Genomic DNA, 18,365 nt, shown 5'->3' with positions numbered 1-18,365 from the left:
CCGCAAGGAGGGCGAAATTCAGTCAAAAATACTCTGGGTTGCACCTTCGACAAGCCGCGCGGCACAGGCCGCCGGATCCCATGGCCCGCACGGAATCCTCCGTCATCGGGCCTGCCACGCGGGACAGGACCATGACCTCAGCTCAAACGACTTCAGGATCCTCGCTCATGGCGAACTGGCCGACACTGGCCGTCGCGGCGCTTGGATCCTTTCTGGTGATCCTCGATGTGACGGTGGTGGCCATCGCGCTGCCCTCGATCGAGCGCGAACTCAAGGCGAGCTTCGCCGAACTGCAGTGGATCATCAACGCCTACAACATCGCCTACACCTCCGTTCTCATTGCCGTCGGAGCACTCGCCGACTGGTTCGGCCGGCGCCGCGTGATGGTGATCGGCCTTGCGCTCTTCGGCCTCACGTCGCTCATGGTGGGCATGGCGGAAACACCGACGGCGCTCATTCTGGGGCGTGTGGCACAAGGGCTCTCCGCCTCCGCCATGCTCATCCTCGGCGTGGCCCTGATCTCCAACGCCTTCCAGGGCTCCGACCGGGCCCAGGCCTTCGCCATCTGGGGCGTGTCCATCGGCTGTGGCGCCGCCTTCGGCCCCATCGTCGGCGGCATCCTCGTCGACCTCCTGAGTTGGCGCTGGATCTTCCTGCTCAACGTTCCCATCGTCGCGACGCTGATCGCGCTGTGCTACTGGCGCGTGGAAGAGTCCTCCGATCCCAACGCCGGGTCCCTGGACTGGACGGGCATCCTCCTGTTCACCGGAGCCCTCGCCTGCCTGTCCTATGGCGTGATCGAGGGCGGTGAACTCGGCTGGTCGAACGGGGCCGTCGTCGGAGCCTTCGTGGCCTCGGCCGTGCTTTTCGTGCTCTTCACGATCCTGGAGCTCGCGCTGAAGCGCCCGGCCTTCGACCTGCGCCTGTTCCGGATCCCGACCTTCACCGGCATCCAGCTCGTGTGCGTGCTCAACAGCATCACCTTCTGGGTCATGCTCGTGTACCTGCCGATCTACTTCCAGGTGGTGCATGGCATGTCGGCCTCGGCCGCCGGCCTGATGCTGATGCCGATGACGATCCCGCTTCTGCTGTTCGCACCGATGGGAGCCAAGCTCGCGTCGCCGGAACGCTGGGGCGTGCGCAACCTGATCGCCTTCGGATGCGCGCTGATCGCGGTCGGCTTCCTGTGGCTTGCCATCGCACCGCCGGCGGAAGTCACGCTGTGGGTCATCGCCTTCCTGCTGCTTGGCATCGGCACCGGCCTGATCAACGGCGAGATGTCGAACGTGGCCACCGCCGTCGTGCCGGCCGAAAAGGCAGGCATCGCCTCGGGCGTGAACATCACGTTCCGCCACGGCTCCTTCACGCTGTCGATCTCGGTCTTCGGCGCGATCCTGCTGTCCTCGATCACGATGCAGCTTTCCGGCTCGGCCGATCTGGCCACCGCTCTGGGCGAAGGCGTGCGCGAAACGGCCAACCTCATCGCGCGCGGCGATTTCGCCGGCGCCGTGACCAGCGCCCCGGCGGAGATCCAGTCGGTCGTCGAGACCTTCGGCCGCACAAGCTTCTCGTCCGCCTTCTCGGTCCTTCTGTGGATCGTCGCGCTGCTGTCGGTGGCGGCCATCGCGCTTTCGGCGCTGATGATCCGCCGCCGCGACCTGCACGCGGGCCCCGAGGCGGCCGCCTCCCCCGCAGGCGAATAAGTCCCCTGCGGACGGCCGTCCGGCCGCGCGGTTCCTGCCGGAACCGCGCGGCCTTTTTCTTGTCCAAAGCCGGGTGAAGCGCTGCCCCGCATACCGCCAGGGAGACAGCGGGAGACACCGGAAACGAAAAACGGGCGGAGCCCTGTGGTCCCGCCCGTTATCTGTTTCGCCCGTTCCCGGTTTCACCTGCGTCCGTGTCGCGGGACCCCGGTTCGCGTCCGCTCAGCTCCAGTAGGTCAGCGGCTGGTCGTCGCCGCTGTAGCCGACAAAGCACGACATGGTGACCCGACGCCCGCCGACACCCGGCGACACGCAATGGATCAGCAGCGAGTTGAACAGCACCAGATCGCCGTTGCCCGGGCTGACCACGAGACGCGGCTCCCCCAGTTCGGAGCGATCGAGCCCGTCCGTGGTCTTCTGGCGCTTGTCCTGCTCCGCATCCGGCTCGGAGAGCCACAGCTCCAGGTCACCGCCCGACGGCGGCATGTCGAGATAGATGTTGACCGCGAGCTGTCCCGTCAGGCCGGAATTGCCGTCCTTGAGCATCCGCGCCAGCCGGTCGTTGTGGGGAAGCATGTTGGCGCCAGGCTCGATCACCCGGCACGTGCCGACGAAGCTCTTCTTGCCCTCGATGACCTGGATGGAGGCACCCGGCGTCCACACTTCCTCCAGAAGGAGGCGGAACTGGTCCAGCGGCGTCATGCGCGGGTAGACGAGGTCGCGAATGGCCCAGATCGATTGCTGGGCCACGCTGTGGTAGCGCTCGGCGTTCTCTTCGTCACCGCCCACGTCCACATAGCCCATGCCGAGCCGCTTGAGCGCGTTCTGCACCTTGTAGGCCTCGAGCTCCCCGTGACCGGCAACCTTGTCGGAGAACTCCGCCGACAGGTCCCTGGGATAGAACCCCGGCACGTGGATCACGTCGATGGAGCGGTTGATCAGCCCTCTCAGGCTGTCCTCGGTAAGCTCCCTGGCGATTTCGATCGGCTTGAGCATGGCTTTCCTCCCTTGGTTTGGGCAGGCTCATCACCCCTCGGGCGCACCGCCGACGCCGAAGTAGCCGGCAAGCAGGCCGAGCACGCCGCCGGAACGCCTGCGCGGCGCGAACTCCGCGATCGGATTGGCGAGCCGGCCGGCATACTCGAATCCCTTGTCGGGATCGTCCGGATCGATGAGCTGCTGGTTGTCGCGCAACTGCAGACGGTTCAGGCAGTTGCGCGGAAACTCCGACCGGAACGCATCATGCCGGGCGAACTTCTCGCCAAGCTCCGGGCGGGAGGCCTGATAGGCCGCGACGCAATCCGCCACCAGCCGCCAGAAGCGTTCGTCGGACAGGGTTCCGGCGCGCTCCAGAAGCTGCGCCAGATGGCGGAAAAAGCAGTCGAAAACGTCGGTGAAGATGCCGTCCATCCGCACGTCGTCCTCGAGTTCGGCGCAGTTGCGCCGGATCGCCGGCGGCAGCGTGTCGGCCCCCTCCAGGATGCGCATTTCCTCCGCCAGGTCCTTCATCACGATACGCGCCGGCGTCATCCCCTCCATCACCAGGATCACGTTCTCGCCGTGCGGCATGAAGATCAGGTCGTAGGCGTAGTAGCAGTGCAGGAGCGGCGTCAGATAGGCATGCAGGTAGCGGCGTATCCAGGCCTCCGCCGACAGGCCCGAACGCGCGATCAGCTCGCTCACCAGAGGCTTGCCGTCGGTGTCCACATGCAGCAGCGCCGCCATGGTCATCAGCCGTTCGCCCGGCTTGATGAGATTGACCGGGTTTTCCCGCCATACCGCCGCCAGCACGTCGCGCTGCGGCGCGTCCTCGGCGAGCGCCTCGTCGTGATAGGCGTTGGAATAGCTCGCCGTCGCCACCTCGCGGATCAGCATGAAGCCCGTTTCCTGAAGCACCGCGTCGCGCGCGAGCAAACCGCTCAGCCAGTCGTTGAACGGCGGCGTGGTTTCCATGTCCTCCCGCGACAGGCCCCTCTGGAGCAGAAAGCCCATGTTGAGGATCGACAGGGCCATCTTGACGTAGCGCTTGGAGGGCGAAGTCGCATTGAAGAAGGTACGGATCGACTGCTGCGGCTGGTAGAGGTCCGGCGAGTGGCCGAGGAACACGATGCGCCCCGCCGCGATCTCGGGCGCGAAGCTCATCGAGAGCCGGTTGAACCACTGCCAGGGGTGAACCGGCATGAACAGGAACCGCGCGGGGTCGAGCCCGCGCCCGGTGATCCGCTCGCTGAAGGCCGCAATGGCCGTGGCGCCGAGTTCCTCCGCCATCAGCCGCTCGTGATCGAGCCCCGCGACGGTGGTGAATGCGGTGCGGTCCCGGTCGACCGCGAGCCAGACGATGGGCAGTGGACCCGCCGCCTCCGGCGCATATGCCGGATAGTCCGCCGTGCTGAAACCGAGCCGTCCGCTGTTGGCGACGAAGGACGGATGCCCCTCGCTCATCGTCGTCTCGATGGTCTGGAAGTCGGCGCCCGCAAGCTCCGTCACCGTATGGCGCTTGACCGCGCGCTTGTAGCAATCGGAGTAGAGAATGCTGGCGATCTCGTCGAGATAGATCGGCAGCATGGCATCGCGGATGCCCAGCGGGCGCTGGAACTCCGCGATGAAGGACAAGGCGTCGGGCGGCAGTTCGTCCTCGTCGCGCGTGCGCTTGAGCGAGGCCGGGTCGATCAGCCAGCTTTCGAGCCGGAGCCTGCGCGCCCGGAACCTGTAGCGGCCGCGCCCGTCCGGCGCATCGAGCCGGTAGTGCCCCCACCCCGCCTCCTCGCGTTCCAGATGCGGCAGCAGCAGCAGTTCGTGCGCGAACTCCGCGATCGCCTTGACCGTCAGCCTGAGGTTGGCGACCGCCCAGAGCGCGGGCTCGAGATGGGCGACCGCCCGCGCCTCGGGGCCGGACCGCGCCCAGAGCCTGTCGCCACCTCCTGAAAAGGCATCCATCGCCGCCATGCCGCGCCTCAGTCGCTTCCCGCCGCAACGGCCGTTCCAGGGGCCTCGCCGGCAGGCATCGCGGATGCGGCGGGAGCCGCGAACCGCTGGAAGGCGATGCTCTTCTCGACCGGATAGACCTCACGGCCCGCGATTTCGCGAAGGATCACCGAACTGCGGAAGGCGCCCTGCCCCAGATCCGCCGGAAGATAGGCATCGGCATGGATCTCCGAGTTGAGAACGAAGATCTCGCTGCCCTCGCGATCGATCGAGCAATTGCGCGCGACCCTGAAGCGCCCGTCACCGGCCCAGTTGATGCGCTCGCGCACCCCGTCCAGGAAATCGGGCGGCCGGAACCGGTAGCCCGTGCCCAGGATCACGGCCTCGCTCTCGGTGGTGAAACTGCGCTCCTCCTCGAGCTGGCGAAGCGTGAGACGGAACGGACCGTCCTCGCCGAGCGGCTCGACCGCCTCGACCCCGACGTTCGACATCAGCGTCGTGTCGATGTCGCCCCCCATGAGCTTGCGATAGCGCAGATCGAAGATATCGTTGATGAGCGTCGGGTTGATGCCCTTGAAGATCGCCTGCATGGAGCGCACCAGCGCCTCGCGCTTGTCGCGCGGCAGCGAGAAGAAATAATCGCCATAGTCCGGCGTCGTGACCTGAAGCGTCAGCTTGGTCAGCTCGCGCGGCACCAGGCGCGGCGAGCGCGTGTACCAGTCCAGCCGGTAGCCGTGCTTGTCGATGTCGCCCAGAAGGTCGTGGTAGACCTCGGCCGCGCTCTGGCCGCTGCCGATCACCGTGATGGACTTCTTCTGCCGGATCTCGTCGCGGCGGCTCATGTAGTCGGCCGTGTGGATGAGCCGGTCGCGGTGCGCCTCGCACGGCTCGGGGATGGCGGGGATCATGCCCGAGCCCAGCACGAGGCGGCGGGCGAAGAGGTCCTTCGTCAGCCCCATCTTCGTGTTGCGCACACTGACCTTGTAGAGGCCCGTGTCGGCGTCGTGGGTGACGTTCTCGACCTCCCGGTTGAAGACGATCGTATCGAGTTGCGCCACCGCCCAGCGATAATAGGCGTTGAACTCGTTGCGCAGCACGAAGAAGTCGTCGGTGTCGAGCAGGGTCGCGTAGAAAGCGTAGATCCGCCCGGTCTGTTTCAGGTAGTTGAGAAACGAGAACGGGCTCGTGGGATCCGCCAGCGTGACGAGATCGCACAGGAACGGCGTCTGCAGCGTCGCCGTCTCGAGCAGCGTCCCGCCGTGCCAGTCGAACTGCCCTTTTCGCTCCAGGAAGATGCAGTCGAGGTCCGCCACCGGCCTGGACAGGCACGCAAACCCAAGGTTGAACGGCCCGACCCCGATGCCGATAACGTCGTGAGGCTCTGCCGCCATTGCGTCCGTCCCTTCCGTTTCGCGCATGCCCGCCCGCACCGGGCGGGCCGCGCCCCTGAACTCCCTGGACAGGAAGCTTAGGGGTCGGCTCTACATGACTGAAATACTTATTGGTGGAGCCAGTCGAAGGGTTTTCGAATGACCGGCGAATGACACTCGCGGCCCCCTCCTCAATAGGAGGAGGAGGACCCGGCGCTGAAGTCGTGGGACTCGTGCCCCTCGATCGCGGGCGAGAACACGCTGATGCAGATCGACGGATCATCCACAACCATGCGGTGTGCATCGTTGCGGTTCATGATGAAGGCCGTGGCCCCGGCGCCATTGGTGTCGATCGGATGGCTGCCGCTTTCCCAGACGTACTTGCCGCTCCCCTGCACGTAGTAGCAGCTCTCGAAATGATTGCGGTACTGGAGCGGGGAATCCGTGTCCTGGTTGCCGAGTGTCTGGCACAGCGCGAAGCCGAAGCCGTCCGACTTCACCAGCAACCGCCGGCTCTGGCCGTTCCCCCAGAACACGTCACGCGGGGTGCCGAGCGTATCGGCCACGCGCCGCACCAGCGGCTCGCCGGGAAGCTCCTCCTCCGCGCCGGAACCGCCGAGAACGCTGCACAGCCTGAGATCCTCGTTCGCGCGGATGCTGAAGGGGACGGACGCGCGCGCGACCACCAGAACGTCGGGAGCGATCTGGACCGTGCGGCCGCCGATGGTCGCCACCCCGGTGCCCGAAAGGCAGTAATGGGCCTGGGCGGGAAACTCGCCGAAGACGTCACGGCTGAGCGTATCGGTCGCCCCTTCGGCAAACTGCGTATCGAAAACGGCGTGGCCCATCTGGTCTCCCCGCGAGACCACCTCACGCGAGGCGGTGGTGCGAAAGAGCGCCGCCGTCGAGGCGGACTTGAGTGTGCGAACGATCATGGTCGGTCTCCCTCAAGACGCCGACGTACCGTGCGCGCCGGCCGGATTTCCTGCCTCAAACGATATGGAAGAAGCGCAGCAAATCCAGCAAAATCAATTAGTTATATGAATTTCGACTTGTGAAACCCGGTACGGGCTATCACACCGCGCCCCGCTTTTGTCCCGCGATCAAAAAGGGTTGTGTCCGTCTCCCTGAGAGTTTTCACGAGGGGGACAGGCTTGCGTGCTCCGTCTCCGCGCCCTGCCAGACGGCGATCGCCTCCCCCGCCTCTTCCAGCCCCGTCACGAGAATATCGGCGCCCAGATCCTCGGCGCGCCCGTGCCCGTAACCGCCGGACAGGACGATACTGCGCACGCCGGCCGCATGGGCCGCGTCGATGTCGGCCGCGCTGTCGCCCACCATGACGGTCTCTCCCGGCTCCGCCTTCAGCAGCGTCATCGCATCATGCAGCATCTCGGGGTCGGGCTTGCGCGTTTTGCAGGTGTCGCCGCCGACCACCACCGGAACGAGGGTCTCAAGACCGAAATGGGCGAGGATCCGCCGCGACATGGCTTCCGGCTTGTTGGTGACGAGCGCCAGCGCGACGCCGCTTGCCGCGAGGCGGGAAAGCAGTTCGCGCGCGCCCGGCAACAGGCGGGTGCCGCTCGTGAGGTTGGCGCCGTAGATCTCCATCATGCGCGAGACAAGCAGCGCCAGTTCCCCAGACTCCGGCACACCGCCTCGCGCGGCGAGCGCACGCTTTACCAAGGTGGCGATTCCGTGTCCGACCATGGCGCGGACCTCGTCGAGCGACAACGTCTCCCGACCGTCCTCCTCAAGCAGAATGTTCACAGCCCCAGCAATGTCCGGAAGACTGTCGACCAGCGTTCCGTCGAGATCGAGAAGCACCGCCCGGACAGGGGTCAATTCGCATCGCGTAATCATATCTGAACCGCTTCGGGGACGTAGGGTCATCAGCCAATCCGAAATTTGTCGAGCCGACATGGAACCTTTTTGTTTCGCACGCGCTCGTGCTCCGCATCTTCCGTAGATCATGCAAGATCTGGCTTCGCAAGCAGCACGATGCCGGCCAGTCGATTGCGATTACGGCGGAAATGTGTAAAGTTCCGGACATTGTCGACGCGTGCGGGGCTGCCCTCAAGCCAGATGCGCAACCGTTTCGCATGCCTCGACGCCCCCGGACCGGGTGCCGCTCCAGCCGGAATTTGAACGGCTCGCGACGCGCCTGACGCGGATCCCCGATCCGCCTTCGATCCGGGGCAAGAAGCGGAACAGGCCCTTCAGGGCCTTTTCGGCGTTTCGCCTCAGGGCAGGCCGGGAACAACATGCGTCCCGGCGGATGCGTCGGCGTCCCCAGGGCCGTCGGCGTCCCAACGTCCGGAGCGTTCGGGGTTTCCTGTCGCATCCGGCCCGCGAAACCCGCGGATCGCGCCTCTGGCGCGACCGGGATCTGACTTCTGAAAGAACTGGCGGCCATGCGCCGCCGCACCCGACGGGTGGCGTTCGCCACCAGATAACAAACTGGCAAACGGGGGCCTTGCCTGACATGTACAGTCGCATTCTCGTTCCGGTCGATCTCGCTCACGCCGAACGCCTCGCCAAGGCGCTGAAGACGGCTGCCGATCTCGCCCGGCATTACGACATTCCGGTGTGCTACGCGGGCGTCTCGGCCGAGACGCCCGGGTCCATCGCCCACTCGCCGAAGGAATACGGCGAGAAGCTTGCCGCCTTCGCCAGGGACCAGGCCGAGCTTCACGGCGTCAAGGCCGAGTCTCGTCCGGTCTTTTCGCATGACCCCTCCATCGACCTCGACGAGGCGATCGTGAAGGCGGTCAAGGAAAGCGAAGCCGACCTCGTGGTGATGGCCTCGCACATTCCCAACATCGCTGATCGCTTCTGGCCGTCCAACGGCGGGCGCGTTGCCGCCCGGTCCGATGCCTCCGTCTTCGTCGTTCGCGGCGCCTGACGGGAACACGGTCCCGGAAACGCAATAAAATGAAGGAAAACAACCCCTCATGACAGACGAGTCAAACGAATCCAGCTCCGGCATTCCCGCGCCCGAGGGGCCGACCGAGATCATCGACACCGAGTATGAAATCGGCCAGGACAACCTGGAAGGTCAGGTGGGCCCGTTCGGCTTTGACATTCACAACCCGGTGTTCCTGGTCTCCGGCCTGGCGATCGTGGCCTTCGTGCTCTACGCCCTGCTGGTTCCGCAGCAAGCCAGCGACCTGTTCGGCTGGCTGCGGCCGACACTGACCAACACCTTCGACTGGTTCTTCATGTCGGCGGCGAACATCTTCGTGCTGTTCTGCCTGTTCCTGATCGTCAGCCCCTGGGGCAGCGTGCGCCTCGGCGGCAAGGACGCCACGCCCGACTACAGCTACTCCGGCTGGTTCGCGATGCTTTTCGCCGCCGGCATGGGCATCGGCCTGATGTTCTTCGGCGTGCTGGAGCCGGTCTACCACATGGCCATCTCGCAGCCGCTCGGCACCCCCTCGCCCTTCGGGCCGGACGGCGCCGTGATCCCAGAAAACGTCGAGGCCGCCAAGGCCATGGGCCTTGCCGCGACGATCTACCACTGGGGTCTGCATCCCTGGGCGATCTACGCGGTCGTGGCCCTTGCCCTGGCCCTGTTCTCGTTCAACAAGGGCCTGCCGCTCTCGATCCGCTCCGCGTTCTATCCGATCTTCGGCGAGCGCGTCTGGGGCTGGACCGGCCACGTGATCGACACCATCGCCGTGTTCGCCACGCTCTTCGGCCTCGCCACCTCGCTCGGCCTCGGCGCCCAGCAGGCGAATGCCGGTCTCGAACACATCTACGGCATCCCGAACACGGTCACGGTGCAGGTGATCCTGATCGTCATCATCACCTCGATCGCGCTCATCTCGGTGCTGCGCGGCCTCGATGGCGGTGTGAAGGTCCTGTCCGAAATCAACATGGCTCTTGCCGCCCTGCTTCTGCTCTTCGTGCTGGCAGTCGGCCCGACGCTGTTGATTCTCAAGGACTTCCTTGAGGGCCTGCAGGCCTATGCGGTCGATCTGGTCTCCCTGTCGAACCCGATCGGGCGCACGGATGACAGCTACCGCCAGGGCTGGACCGCCTTCTACTGGGCATGGTGGATCTCCTGGTCGCCGTTCGTGGGCATGTTCATCGCCCGCGTCAGCCGTGGCCGCACGGTGCGCGAGTTCATCACCTGCGTGCTGATCATCCCGTCGCTGGTGTGCGTGCTGTGGATGGCCGTCTTCGGCGGCGTGGCGATCGACCAGGTCCTGACCGACACCGCGAGCGCGGTGAAGGCCAACGTGATCGACAGCTACCATCCGGAACTGTCGCTCTTCGCGATGCTCGAGGGCCTGCCGCTCGCCTCGATCACCTCGACGCTCGGCATCATCCTGGTGATCGTGTTCTTCGTCACCTCGTCGGACTCCGGTTCGCTGGTGATCGACACCATCACCGCCGGCGGCAAGGTCGACGCACCGGTCCCGCAGCGCGTGTTCTGGTGCACCTTCGAGGGCCTCGTCGCCATCGTGCTGCTGATCGGCGGCGGTCTCACCTCGCTTCAGGCGATGGTGATCTCGACCGGCCTGCCCTTCACGCTGGTGCTGCTTCTGATGTGCGTCGCGATCTTCCGCGGCCTCCAGTCGGAAGCCCGCTGAGCCAGGACCCCGGACGGATCCGCCCGGGGACAGGACACTGAAGAAAACGGCCGGCGCGGGTCCTTCCGCGCCGGCCGTTCCCGTTTTGCCCGGAAGACATCGCCGGAAACCGACCGCCGACGATTTGTGCGCAAGAGCGCGCGTCTGCATGGTTTTTCGACCTTGTCAGGACTTCGGCGCGGGTCCTACCATCGTTTTCGACAGTTTCCGGCGCGCAAGGCCTCGACGACTGGTGGACAGGCCGCGCGCACGGGGACAAAGAACTTGCGGCAACCGCCCGATCGCATTCAACTGCGCCTGCGTGACCCAAACCGGGGCGCCAGATCGACACAACAAGGGATCGACCAGATGAAGAAGACCTTCGCACCTCTTTCGCTCGTGGCCGCCGCACTGGTGACCGTCGCCGGCACCACGCCCGCCCTGGCCCACCTCGCGCCGGGCGAGCACGGCTCCTTCGCCGCCGGTTTCAGTCATCCGCTCTTCGGTGCCGACCACATTCTGGCGATGGTCGCCGTCGGCCTGTGGGCCTGGCAGATCGGCGGACGCGCGGTTCTGGCCGTGCCGGCGAGCTTCGTCGCCCTGATGCTGACCGGCTTCGGCCTCGCGCTTTCGGGCGTGTCGCTGCCCTTCGTCGAGCCCGCGATCCTGGCATCGGTCGTCGCCCTCGGCCTTCTGGTCGCGCTTGCCGTGCGCCTTCCCGTGGCCCTGGGCGCCGGTGTCGTCGGCATTTTCGCCCTGTTTCACGGCTACGCACATGGCGGTGAAATCGGCTCGGCGGCGGCCCTGGCCTACGGCGCCGGCTTCGCGATCGCGACCGCGCTGCTTCATGCGGTCGGCGTCGGCATCGGCTATGCGGCCGGCGCCATCGGCGAGGCGAACGGTGGTCGCGGCCGTCTCGTGACCCGCGTGCTCGGCGGCCTGACCGCCCTCGCGGGCGTCGCGCTGATCGCCGGTTGAGGCAAGGCAACTTCGCGCAAGTTCCGGCTTCGAACTTGCAAGAATTGATGCAATCTTTTGCGAAATTGCACGACCGGGCGGCCTGAGCCGGAACGCCCGCCACCAGACAGGACAAGGCCCGGAAGCCGCTTCCGGGCCTTTTTCATGGGCCCAACGCCCGCAGGGCCGGAACGGGTTGTCCCCGCCGTCAGCGCGGTGGCGCCTGCCTGCGACCGAAGCCGCCGGACGGGCGGGCGGGCCTGGGGGCGGGAGACGGCACCGCGGGCGAGACGACCCGCGCCGGTCCGCCGGCGGCATGTCGCGCGATGATCGCGTCGATGGACGATGCGTCGAGCCGCTGCTCGTCGGACCAGCCCTCGGCGGCGGCCCGTGCCCTGGACGGCGGGCCGAAGCGGTTCGTGTCGGGATCGCCGTCGCGCATCCCGCAGACCACGACAAGCCAGAGCGCACCGGCAACGGGAACCAGGCCGACGAGCTGCCACCAGCCCGACATGCCGCGATCATGCAGCCGCTTCGTGGTGAGGCAGATCTGGCAGTACCAGGACACCAGCGTCACGAGGACAAGCGGCAACGGCAGCGATTGCACAAGCGCCGTGACCAGCGCCGCCGCGTCCACCTGCCCGCCGGCCAGACTGCTCCCGAGCACCTCCGGGGACAGGCCCGCGGAGGCGCGCAACGTGTCGGCCGCATCCTCGCCCGGGGACGAGGCGAGGATAAGCACCGTCGACAGGACACCGGCGAAGACACCACCGGCCCACCATTCCCGCCGTCCGATCCGCCCTCTTGGGCTGAACAGCAACGCAATCATCGTTCCCCCTGCAGCTTTCCGGCCCGGCGGGCCGCGTTTCGATCCAACCATCCGGACCCTGACAAACCCTTTCCCTCAAGCGGCAACTTTGATCCGTGCACGTGGGAATTGATCTCGCGCAACGCACCCGGCCCCGATCCTTGCCACACTTTCACGCCCGGACGGGCGTCAGCGGCCCGTCCTTCGGTCCCGTTCGAACGGCAACCGGGAAAGGAGTGAAAATGGCAACCGGCATGAAAGCAGCCGTCGTGCGCGCCTTCGGCGCTCCGCTCGACGTGTGCGAAGTGGACAAGCCAGAGGTCGCGCCCGGCAAGATCCTGGTCAGGATCGCGGCAAGCGGCGTGTGCCACACCGACCTTCACGCGGCGGAAGGAGACTGGCCCGTGAAGCCGAACCCGCCCTTCATCCCGGGGCACGAGGGGGTTGGAACCGTGGCGGCCGTGGGCGCCGGCGTGCGCTCCGTGAAGGAGGGCGACCGCGTGGGCGTGCCGTGGCTCCATACCGCCTGCGGCCATTGCCGCCACTGCGTCGGCGGCTGGGAAACCCTGTGCTGCGAGCAGGAAAACACCGGCTACAGCGTCAACGGCGGCTTCGCGGAATATGTTCTGGCGGACCCGAACTATGTCGGGCACCTGCCGGACAGGCTCGAGTTCGCGCCCGCGGCCCCGGTGCTGTGCGCCGGCGTCACGGTCTACAAGGGACTGAAGGAAACCGAGGCAAGGCCCGGCCAGACCGTCGTCATCACCGGCATCGGCGGCCTCGGCCACATGGCGGTGCAATACGCCAAGGCCATGGGATTTCACGTGATCGCGGTGGATATCTCGGAGGAGAAGCTGGCGCTCGCCCGTTCGCTCGGCGCGGACATGACGCTCAATGCGCTTGAGGGCGACCCCGTCGCCGAGGTGATGAAGGGCGGAGGCGCGGAAGGCGTTCTGGTCACGGCCGTTTCGCCCAAGTCGTTCGCCCAGGGGTTTGCCATGCTGGCGCGCGGCGGCACCATGAGCCTCGTCGGCCTGCCGCCGGGGGATTTCCCGCTGCCAATCTTCGACACGGTGCTCAATCGCAAGACGGTGCGCGGCTCCATCGTCGGCACGCGCAACGACCTCGCCGAGGCGCTCGCCTTCGCGGCCGAAGGCAAGGTGGCGACCCACTATTCCGGCGACAGGCTGGAAAACATCAACGCGATCTTCGACACCATGCGCGCGGGCCATATCGACGGCCGCATCGTCATGGAGATCTGACGCGGCAAAGCGCGGTGGGGGGCCGCGCCTCCCCGCCGCCGTCACCCCGGACGCAGCGAAGCGGAGATCCGGGGCCCAATCCACGCATCCGCACATGGCATCGGCGTGGTGGAGCCCTGCCCTCGCCGCATCCGCTTGAGCGCTTCCATCTCGACCCGGGGTGCCAATAGGCCCCGGGTCGCGGGCGTGCGCCCTTGCCCGGGGTGACGCTGGAGAGGGGATAGACCTCAGAGTCCCACCCATTCCCTCGATCACCATTTCCGCAGTCGCCAGTCAGGCGCCGTGCCGCGCCTCCCCGCCGCCGTCACCCCGGACGCAGCGAAGCGGAGATCCGGGGCCCAATCCACGCATCCGCACATGGCATCGGCGTGGTGGAGCCCTGCCCTCGCCGCATTCGCATGAGCGCTTCCATCTCGACCCGGGGTGCCAATAGGCCCCGGGTCGCGGGCGTGCGCCCTTGCCCGGGGTGACGCTGGAGAGGGGATAGACCTCAGAGTCCCACCCATTCCCTCGATCACCATTTCCGCAGTCGCCAGTCAGGCGCCGTGCCGCGCCTCCCCGCCGCCGTCACCCCGGACGCAGCGAAGCGGAGATCCGGGGCCCAATCCACGCATCCGCACATGGCATCGGCGTGGTGGAGCCCTGCCCTCGCCGCATTCGCATGAGCGCTTCCATCTCGACTGGGGGTGCCAATAGGCCCCGGGTCGCGGGCGTGCGCCCTTGCCCGGGGTGACGCTGGAGAGGGGATAGACCCCAGAGTCCCACCCATTCCCTCGATCACCATTCCCGCAGTCGCCAGTCAGGGGCCGTGCCGCACCTCCCCGCCGCCGTCACCCCGGACGCAGCGAAGCGGAGAGCCGGGGCCCAATCCACGCGTCCGCATGAAACACCGGAGAGGAAAAGCCGGAGGCACGGCCCGAACAACAAGCAGAAAAACGAAGGCCGGGGAGAGCGAGCGCCCTCCCCGGCCGGATCATGTCAGAAACTGGAAACCGGCGCTGCCGGGCCCTCGGCGATCAGCCGTGATGGCCGGCCCCGTCGCGCGCGCCACGGCGCTCGCCACGCTGGGCGGGACGACGACGGCCCTCGAAGCCGCCATCGGCCCCCCGACCACCACCGCGACCGGAGTCGGCGCGCTGGCCGCCACGACCCTGACCGCCGCGACCCTGGCCATCACGCTGTCCGGCCTGCTCGCGCGGGCCCTTGTGATCCCGGTGGGCGTGATCATGGTGAGGCCGCTCGCCGCGGGCCTCGCTTCGGTTTTCGCCCCGGCCACCGCCAAATCCGCGACCGCCGCGACCCGAGCCGTCGTTCGACCAGATCTCGTCACGGCCGCCACGCTGGCGCTCGCCCCGCGCCTCGCGGCGCTGCTGGCCTTCGCCGTTGCGGCCCTCGCCACGCTGGCCGCCACGCGGAGCGCCGCCCTGCGGACGGCCGCCACCGCGACCGCCCTTGCGGGGACCGCGTGCGGGAGCGGTCATGTGGCGGTCGTCTTCGCGCTCGACCAGCGTCTTGCCGATCAGGCGCTCGATGTCACGCAGGTAGGCCCGCTCCTCGCGATCCACGAAGGACACGGCCACGCCGCTGCGACCGGCACGCGCGGTGCGGCCGATGCGATGCACATAGGCCTCCGGCACATTGGGAAGCTCGTAGTTGACGACATGCGACACGCCGTCGACATCGATGCCGCGCGCGGCGATATCCGTCGCGACAAGGATCGGCGTGCGCCCGGAGCGGAAGGAATCCAGCGCGCGCTGGCGCTGGCCCTGGCTCTTGTTGCCATGGATTGCCGCGGCCGAAAGGCCGGCCTGCTCGAGCTGGCGCGTCACCTTGTCGGCACCATGCTTGGTGCGCGTGAAGACAATGGCGCGGTCCATGTTCTCGGCCTTGGAAAGAACGTCGACGAGCGCCTGGCGCTTGGCGTCCTTCTCCATGAGCAGGACCTGCTGGTCGATGCGGTCGATCGGCTTGGAGGCCGGCGCGACGGCGATCTCGACCGGGTCGGTCAGGAAGTCCGCCGCAAGGGCACGGATCGGCTTGGGCATGGTGGCGGAAAGCAGAACCGTCTGACGCTCGCGCGGCAGGGCGGACAGGATACGGCGGATGGCCGGCAGGAAGCCGAGGTCGAGCATGTGATCGGCCTCGTCCAGGACGATGGTCGTCGTCTGGTCGAGACGCACGGCGCCGGCGTCCATGTGATCGATGAGGCGGCCGGGCGTCGCCACGACGATGTCGAGGCCGCGCGCCAGCGCCCGGGCCTGTGGCATCGGACGCACGCCGCCGACGACCACGGTCGCGGAGTGGCGCATCTTCTGGCCATAGGCGCGGATCGAGTCGGCGATCTGGGCGGCAAGCTCGCGCGTGGGCGCCAGCACCAGGGCGCTGGTCGTCTTCGGCTGCGGCCGGTTCTGCAGCTCGAACACGCGGTGCAGAAGCGGGAGCACGAAGGCGGCCGTCTTGCCCGTGCCCGTCTGGGCAAGACCGATCATGTCGGTGCCGGACAGGATCGCGGGAATGGCCTGGGCCTGAATCGGCGTCGGCGTCTCGTAGCCCTCGGCGGCAACCGCCTTGAGGATCGGATCGGCGAGGCCGAGGTCGGAAAAGAGGGTCAAAGGGAATCCTTGAGTGTTGCGCGATCGTCCGGGCCGGAAACCGGCCACGGGCGCGCGCCTCGGGTCTTTCATTTAAGGGGGCAAGCGCAGATCAGCCGCCTCGGGAAACACCACCGCATCCAGCGTGGCGCACAGGCGACGGTCGGGCAGGACGTCCCGGCCCCTTGCATGGGGCTCTCGGGCCATGTCGCGCGATGTCGCTCTCGACCTGACGCCTTCGCACGAGGGCCCGAACAAACGGACTCGTGTCTCTGCGCGGCGTCGGATATCGCCGATAAAACATGTTTCATGCTGCGCTGCAATGAAAATCGGAGGGCGGACAGGCCGGTTCCGGTCCGCCCGCCCTGTTTCACGCGTGCCCCGACAGCCCCCGCTCCCGCCGGGTCCGCGCGCCCGGAGCATCCCGAAAGGCCGGGAAAGGGACCGCCTCCCCTCACCGCGTGCCGCCGCACGGATTGATTTTGCCGCCCGCTCCGGTCACAAGGGGGCAATGCGCCGGGCGCTCGTGACCGGCGGGACCGACGAACGGACGCCAAAAATGTCGCTTGCCGATACGATCACCAAGACGCTCGTGCCCATCCACCGCGAGGGCTGGCCCTTCATCGCCATTGCCGGCGCGGCAACGCTCGTCATCGGCTGGTTCTGGGATCCCCTGTTCTGGATCGGCCTGATCCTGACCGCGTGGGTCTGCTACTTCTTCCGCGACCCGCCGCGCGTGACGCCCATCGACGACGATCTCGTCGTTTCCCCCGCGGACGGCACCGTGTGCCAGATCGGCCAGGCCGTGCCGCCGGCGGAGCTGGACCTGGGCTCCGAGCCGATGATGCGGGTCTGCATCTTCATGAACGTGTTCAACTGCCATGTGAACCGCGCACCCATGGGCGGGCGCATCACGCGTCTCGCCTATCGCGCGGGCAAGTTCATGAATGCGGAAAGCGACAAGGCGAGCGAGGAGAACGAGCGCAACGGCATGGTGATCGAGAGCGGCGAGACACGCATCGGCGTCGTCCAGATCGCCGGCCTCGTTGCACGCCGCATCGTGTGTTTCGTGAACGAGGGCGAGAACATCGGCGCGGGCGAGCGTTTCGGCCTCATCCGCTTCGGCTCGCGCCTCGACGTCTACCTTCCGGAGACGGCCAGCGTGAAGGTCGCGGTCGGCCAGACCATGATCGCCGGCGAGACGGTGGTCGCGGATCTGACCGGCGCGGGCGACAGCGCGCTTCTGAGCCGCGTGAGCTGAGGTCGCCATGTCAGCCCCCTTCGCGCCCTACGACCCGGGTCCCACACGCCGCCGTCGCGGCCGCGCGCCGCGTTTCCGCCGGGTGCCGCTGCGCATGGTCCTGCCGAATCTGGTGACGCTTCTCGCGCTCTGCTCCGGCCTGACCGCCATCCGCATGGCGATCGAGACCCGCTGGGACTACGCCATCGGCGCCATCGTCATCGCCGCCGTGCTCGACGCCCTCGACGGACGCGTGGCGCGGCTGCTCAAGGGCACCTCGCGCTTCGGCGCGGAACTCGATTCCCTGGCCGATTTCGTCAATTTCGGCGTGGCGCCGGCGCTGATCCTCTACTCATGGCTGCTGCAGGAGGTGCGCTCCATAGGCTGGATCGCGGCGCTGGTCTTCGCGATCTCGGCGGCCCTCAGACTGGCCCGGTTCAACGTCTCCATAGACGATCCGAACAAACCTGCCTGGGCGGTGCACTTCTTCACCGGCGTTCCGGCGCCGGCGGGCGCGCTCGCGGTGCTGCTCCCGGTCTATCTGGAGTTCGTGGGACTGCTGCCGCACTGGACGGAGCTCGCCCCGATCGTCGCGATCTATGTGGTCGTGATCGCGCTGCTGATGGTCAGTCGCCTGCCGACATTTTCGGGCAAGAAATTCGGCGCGCGCATCCGCCGCGACCTGGTTCTGCCGCTCTTCGTCGCCGCCGTGCTCGTCGTGGCGCTGCTGGTGAGCTATCCCTTCGAGATGCTGGCGCTCGGCGCCACAGCCTATCTGGTTTCCATTCCCGCCGCCTATCGCTGGCACGCGAAGTTCGCGTCGGGCGCGGCCGACGGTCCGCCGGAAGACGGCGACCCGGACGAGGAGGACACCGACCTCGACCATCTCGGCGACGCCGACAAGGGCGACGCCGGCTGACACCCCCGCAGCGGCG

Annotated in this window: 14 protein-coding genes; 7 read left to right on the top strand and 7 right to left on the bottom strand. The window is 67.2% G+C overall.

Translation table 11 applies throughout. The features are described from left to right. The first annotated feature begins 131 nt into the window (after positions 1-131). Entirely contained in the window at positions 132-1,703 is a 1,572-nt protein-coding gene (locus ACYX4S_RS07245; protein WP_476362406.1) for an MFS transporter, read from the top strand. A gap of 222 nt (positions 1,704-1,925) precedes the next feature. On the opposite strand, the gene ACYX4S_RS07240 is transcribed toward ACYX4S_RS07245, so the two are convergent. The 5 genes from ACYX4S_RS07240 to gph all read right to left on the bottom strand — a co-directional run bounded on the left by ACYX4S_RS07240 (position 1,926) and on the right by gph (position 7,840). Further along, the gene (locus ACYX4S_RS07240) at positions 1,926-2,699 is read right to left on the bottom strand and encodes a 2OG-Fe(II) oxygenase (RefSeq protein WP_293721371.1); all 774 of its coding nucleotides are present in this window, start codon (positions 2,697-2,699) and stop codon (positions 1,926-1,928) included. Positions 2,700-2,729: 30 nt separating this feature from the next. Beyond that, positions 2,730-4,649 (bottom strand): IucA/IucC family protein, encoded by a 1,920-nt coding sequence (locus ACYX4S_RS07235; protein ID WP_476362405.1) that lies wholly within the window; start codon positions 4,647-4,649, stop codon positions 2,730-2,732. 8 nt (positions 4,650-4,657) lie between these two features. Beyond that, entirely contained in the window at positions 4,658-6,019 is a 1,362-nt protein-coding gene (locus ACYX4S_RS07230; RefSeq protein ID WP_476362404.1) for a lysine N(6)-hydroxylase/L-ornithine N(5)-oxygenase family protein, read from the bottom strand. Positions 6,020-6,189: 170 nt separating this feature from the next. Next, positions 6,190-6,933, bottom strand: a complete 744-nt coding sequence (locus ACYX4S_RS07225) for a cupin domain-containing protein (RefSeq protein WP_476362403.1) — start codon at positions 6,931-6,933, stop codon at positions 6,190-6,192. Positions 6,934-7,135: 202 nt separating this feature from the next. After that, complete coding sequence (gene gph / locus ACYX4S_RS07220) at positions 7,136-7,840, bottom strand: phosphoglycolate phosphatase (RefSeq protein ID WP_476362402.1); 705 nt, start codon at positions 7,838-7,840, stop codon at positions 7,136-7,138. A gap of 640 nt (positions 7,841-8,480) precedes the next feature. Here gph and ACYX4S_RS07215 point away from each other — a divergent pair. The 3 genes from ACYX4S_RS07215 to ACYX4S_RS07205 all read left to right on the top strand — a co-directional run bounded on the left by ACYX4S_RS07215 (position 8,481) and on the right by ACYX4S_RS07205 (position 11,550). Further along, the gene (locus ACYX4S_RS07215; protein WP_476362401.1) at positions 8,481-8,900 is read left to right on the top strand and encodes a universal stress protein; all 420 of its coding nucleotides are present in this window, start codon (positions 8,481-8,483) and stop codon (positions 8,898-8,900) included. A 49-nt stretch (positions 8,901-8,949) separates the two neighbouring features. Further along, a complete protein-coding gene (locus ACYX4S_RS07210) occupies positions 8,950-10,593 on the top strand; it encodes a BCCT family transporter (RefSeq protein ID WP_476362400.1) in 1,644 nt (547 codons plus the stop codon). Positions 10,594-10,941: 348 nt separating this feature from the next. Next, entirely contained in the window at positions 10,942-11,550 is a 609-nt protein-coding gene (locus ACYX4S_RS07205) for a HupE/UreJ family protein (RefSeq protein WP_476362399.1), read from the top strand. Between the two features lie 187 nt (positions 11,551-11,737). On the opposite strand, the gene ACYX4S_RS07200 is transcribed toward ACYX4S_RS07205, so the two are convergent. Then, the gene (locus ACYX4S_RS07200; protein ID WP_476362398.1) at positions 11,738-12,358 is read right to left on the bottom strand and encodes a DUF805 domain-containing protein; all 621 of its coding nucleotides are present in this window, start codon (positions 12,356-12,358) and stop codon (positions 11,738-11,740) included. A gap of 221 nt (positions 12,359-12,579) precedes the next feature. Here ACYX4S_RS07200 and ACYX4S_RS07195 point away from each other — a divergent pair, with 221 nt between their 5' ends. Then, complete coding sequence (locus ACYX4S_RS07195) at positions 12,580-13,599, top strand: zinc-dependent alcohol dehydrogenase (protein WP_476362397.1); 1,020 nt, start codon at positions 12,580-12,582, stop codon at positions 13,597-13,599. Positions 13,600-14,615: 1,016 nt separating this feature from the next. Here the strand turns inward: ACYX4S_RS07195 and ACYX4S_RS07190 are convergent. Next, complete coding sequence (locus ACYX4S_RS07190; RefSeq protein WP_476362396.1) at positions 14,616-16,211, bottom strand: DEAD/DEAH box helicase; 1,596 nt, start codon at positions 16,209-16,211, stop codon at positions 14,616-14,618. 538 nt (positions 16,212-16,749) lie between these two features. Here ACYX4S_RS07190 and ACYX4S_RS07185 point away from each other — a divergent pair. Together ACYX4S_RS07185 and pssA are read left to right on the top strand one after the other, a co-directional pair. Continuing rightward, positions 16,750-17,451, top strand: coding sequence for a phosphatidylserine decarboxylase (locus tag ACYX4S_RS07185; protein ID WP_293721356.1), 702 nt, complete (start codon positions 16,750-16,752; stop codon positions 17,449-17,451). 7 nt (positions 17,452-17,458) lie between these two features. Beyond that, on the top strand, positions 17,459-18,349 hold the full coding sequence (pssA, locus tag ACYX4S_RS07180; protein WP_476362395.1) for a CDP-diacylglycerol--serine O-phosphatidyltransferase: 891 nt from the start codon (positions 17,459-17,461) through the stop codon (positions 18,347-18,349). The last annotated feature ends 16 nt before the right edge of the window (positions 18,350-18,365 follow it).

It is taken from the genome of Stappia sp. ABD4_338 (assembly GCF_056312175.1).
The sequence above is the reverse complement of the archived record's forward strand: the minus strand, read 5'-3'. Positions and strand labels throughout refer to the sequence as shown.

Coding starts and splice junctions, on each gene's coding strand:
- ACYX4S_RS07245 (WP_476362406.1), top strand. CDS start 132: ATGACCTCAGCTCAAACGACTTCAGGATCCTCGCTCATGGCGAACTGG.
- ACYX4S_RS07240 (WP_293721371.1), bottom strand. CDS start 2,699: ATGCTCAAGCCGATCGAAATCGCCAGGGAGCTTACCGAGGACAGCCTG.
- ACYX4S_RS07235 (WP_476362405.1), bottom strand. CDS start 4,649: ATGGCGGCGATGGATGCCTTTTCAGGAGGTGGCGACAGGCTCTGGGCG.
- ACYX4S_RS07230 (WP_476362404.1), bottom strand. CDS start 6,019: ATGGCGGCAGAGCCTCACGACGTTATCGGCATCGGGGTCGGGCCGTTC.
- ACYX4S_RS07225 (WP_476362403.1), bottom strand. CDS start 6,933: ATGATCGTTCGCACACTCAAGTCCGCCTCGACGGCGGCGCTCTTTCGC.
- ACYX4S_RS07215 (WP_476362401.1), top strand. CDS start 8,481: ATGTACAGTCGCATTCTCGTTCCGGTCGATCTCGCTCACGCCGAACGC.
- ACYX4S_RS07210 (WP_476362400.1), top strand. CDS start 8,950: ATGACAGACGAGTCAAACGAATCCAGCTCCGGCATTCCCGCGCCCGAG.
- ACYX4S_RS07205 (WP_476362399.1), top strand. CDS start 10,942: ATGAAGAAGACCTTCGCACCTCTTTCGCTCGTGGCCGCCGCACTGGTG.
- ACYX4S_RS07200 (WP_476362398.1), bottom strand. CDS start 12,358: ATGATTGCGTTGCTGTTCAGCCCAAGAGGGCGGATCGGACGGCGGGAA.
- ACYX4S_RS07195 (WP_476362397.1), top strand. CDS start 12,580: ATGGCAACCGGCATGAAAGCAGCCGTCGTGCGCGCCTTCGGCGCTCCG.
- ACYX4S_RS07185 (WP_293721356.1), top strand. CDS start 16,750: ATGTCGCTTGCCGATACGATCACCAAGACGCTCGTGCCCATCCACCGC.
- pssA (WP_476362395.1), top strand. CDS start 17,459: ATGTCAGCCCCCTTCGCGCCCTACGACCCGGGTCCCACACGCCGCCGT.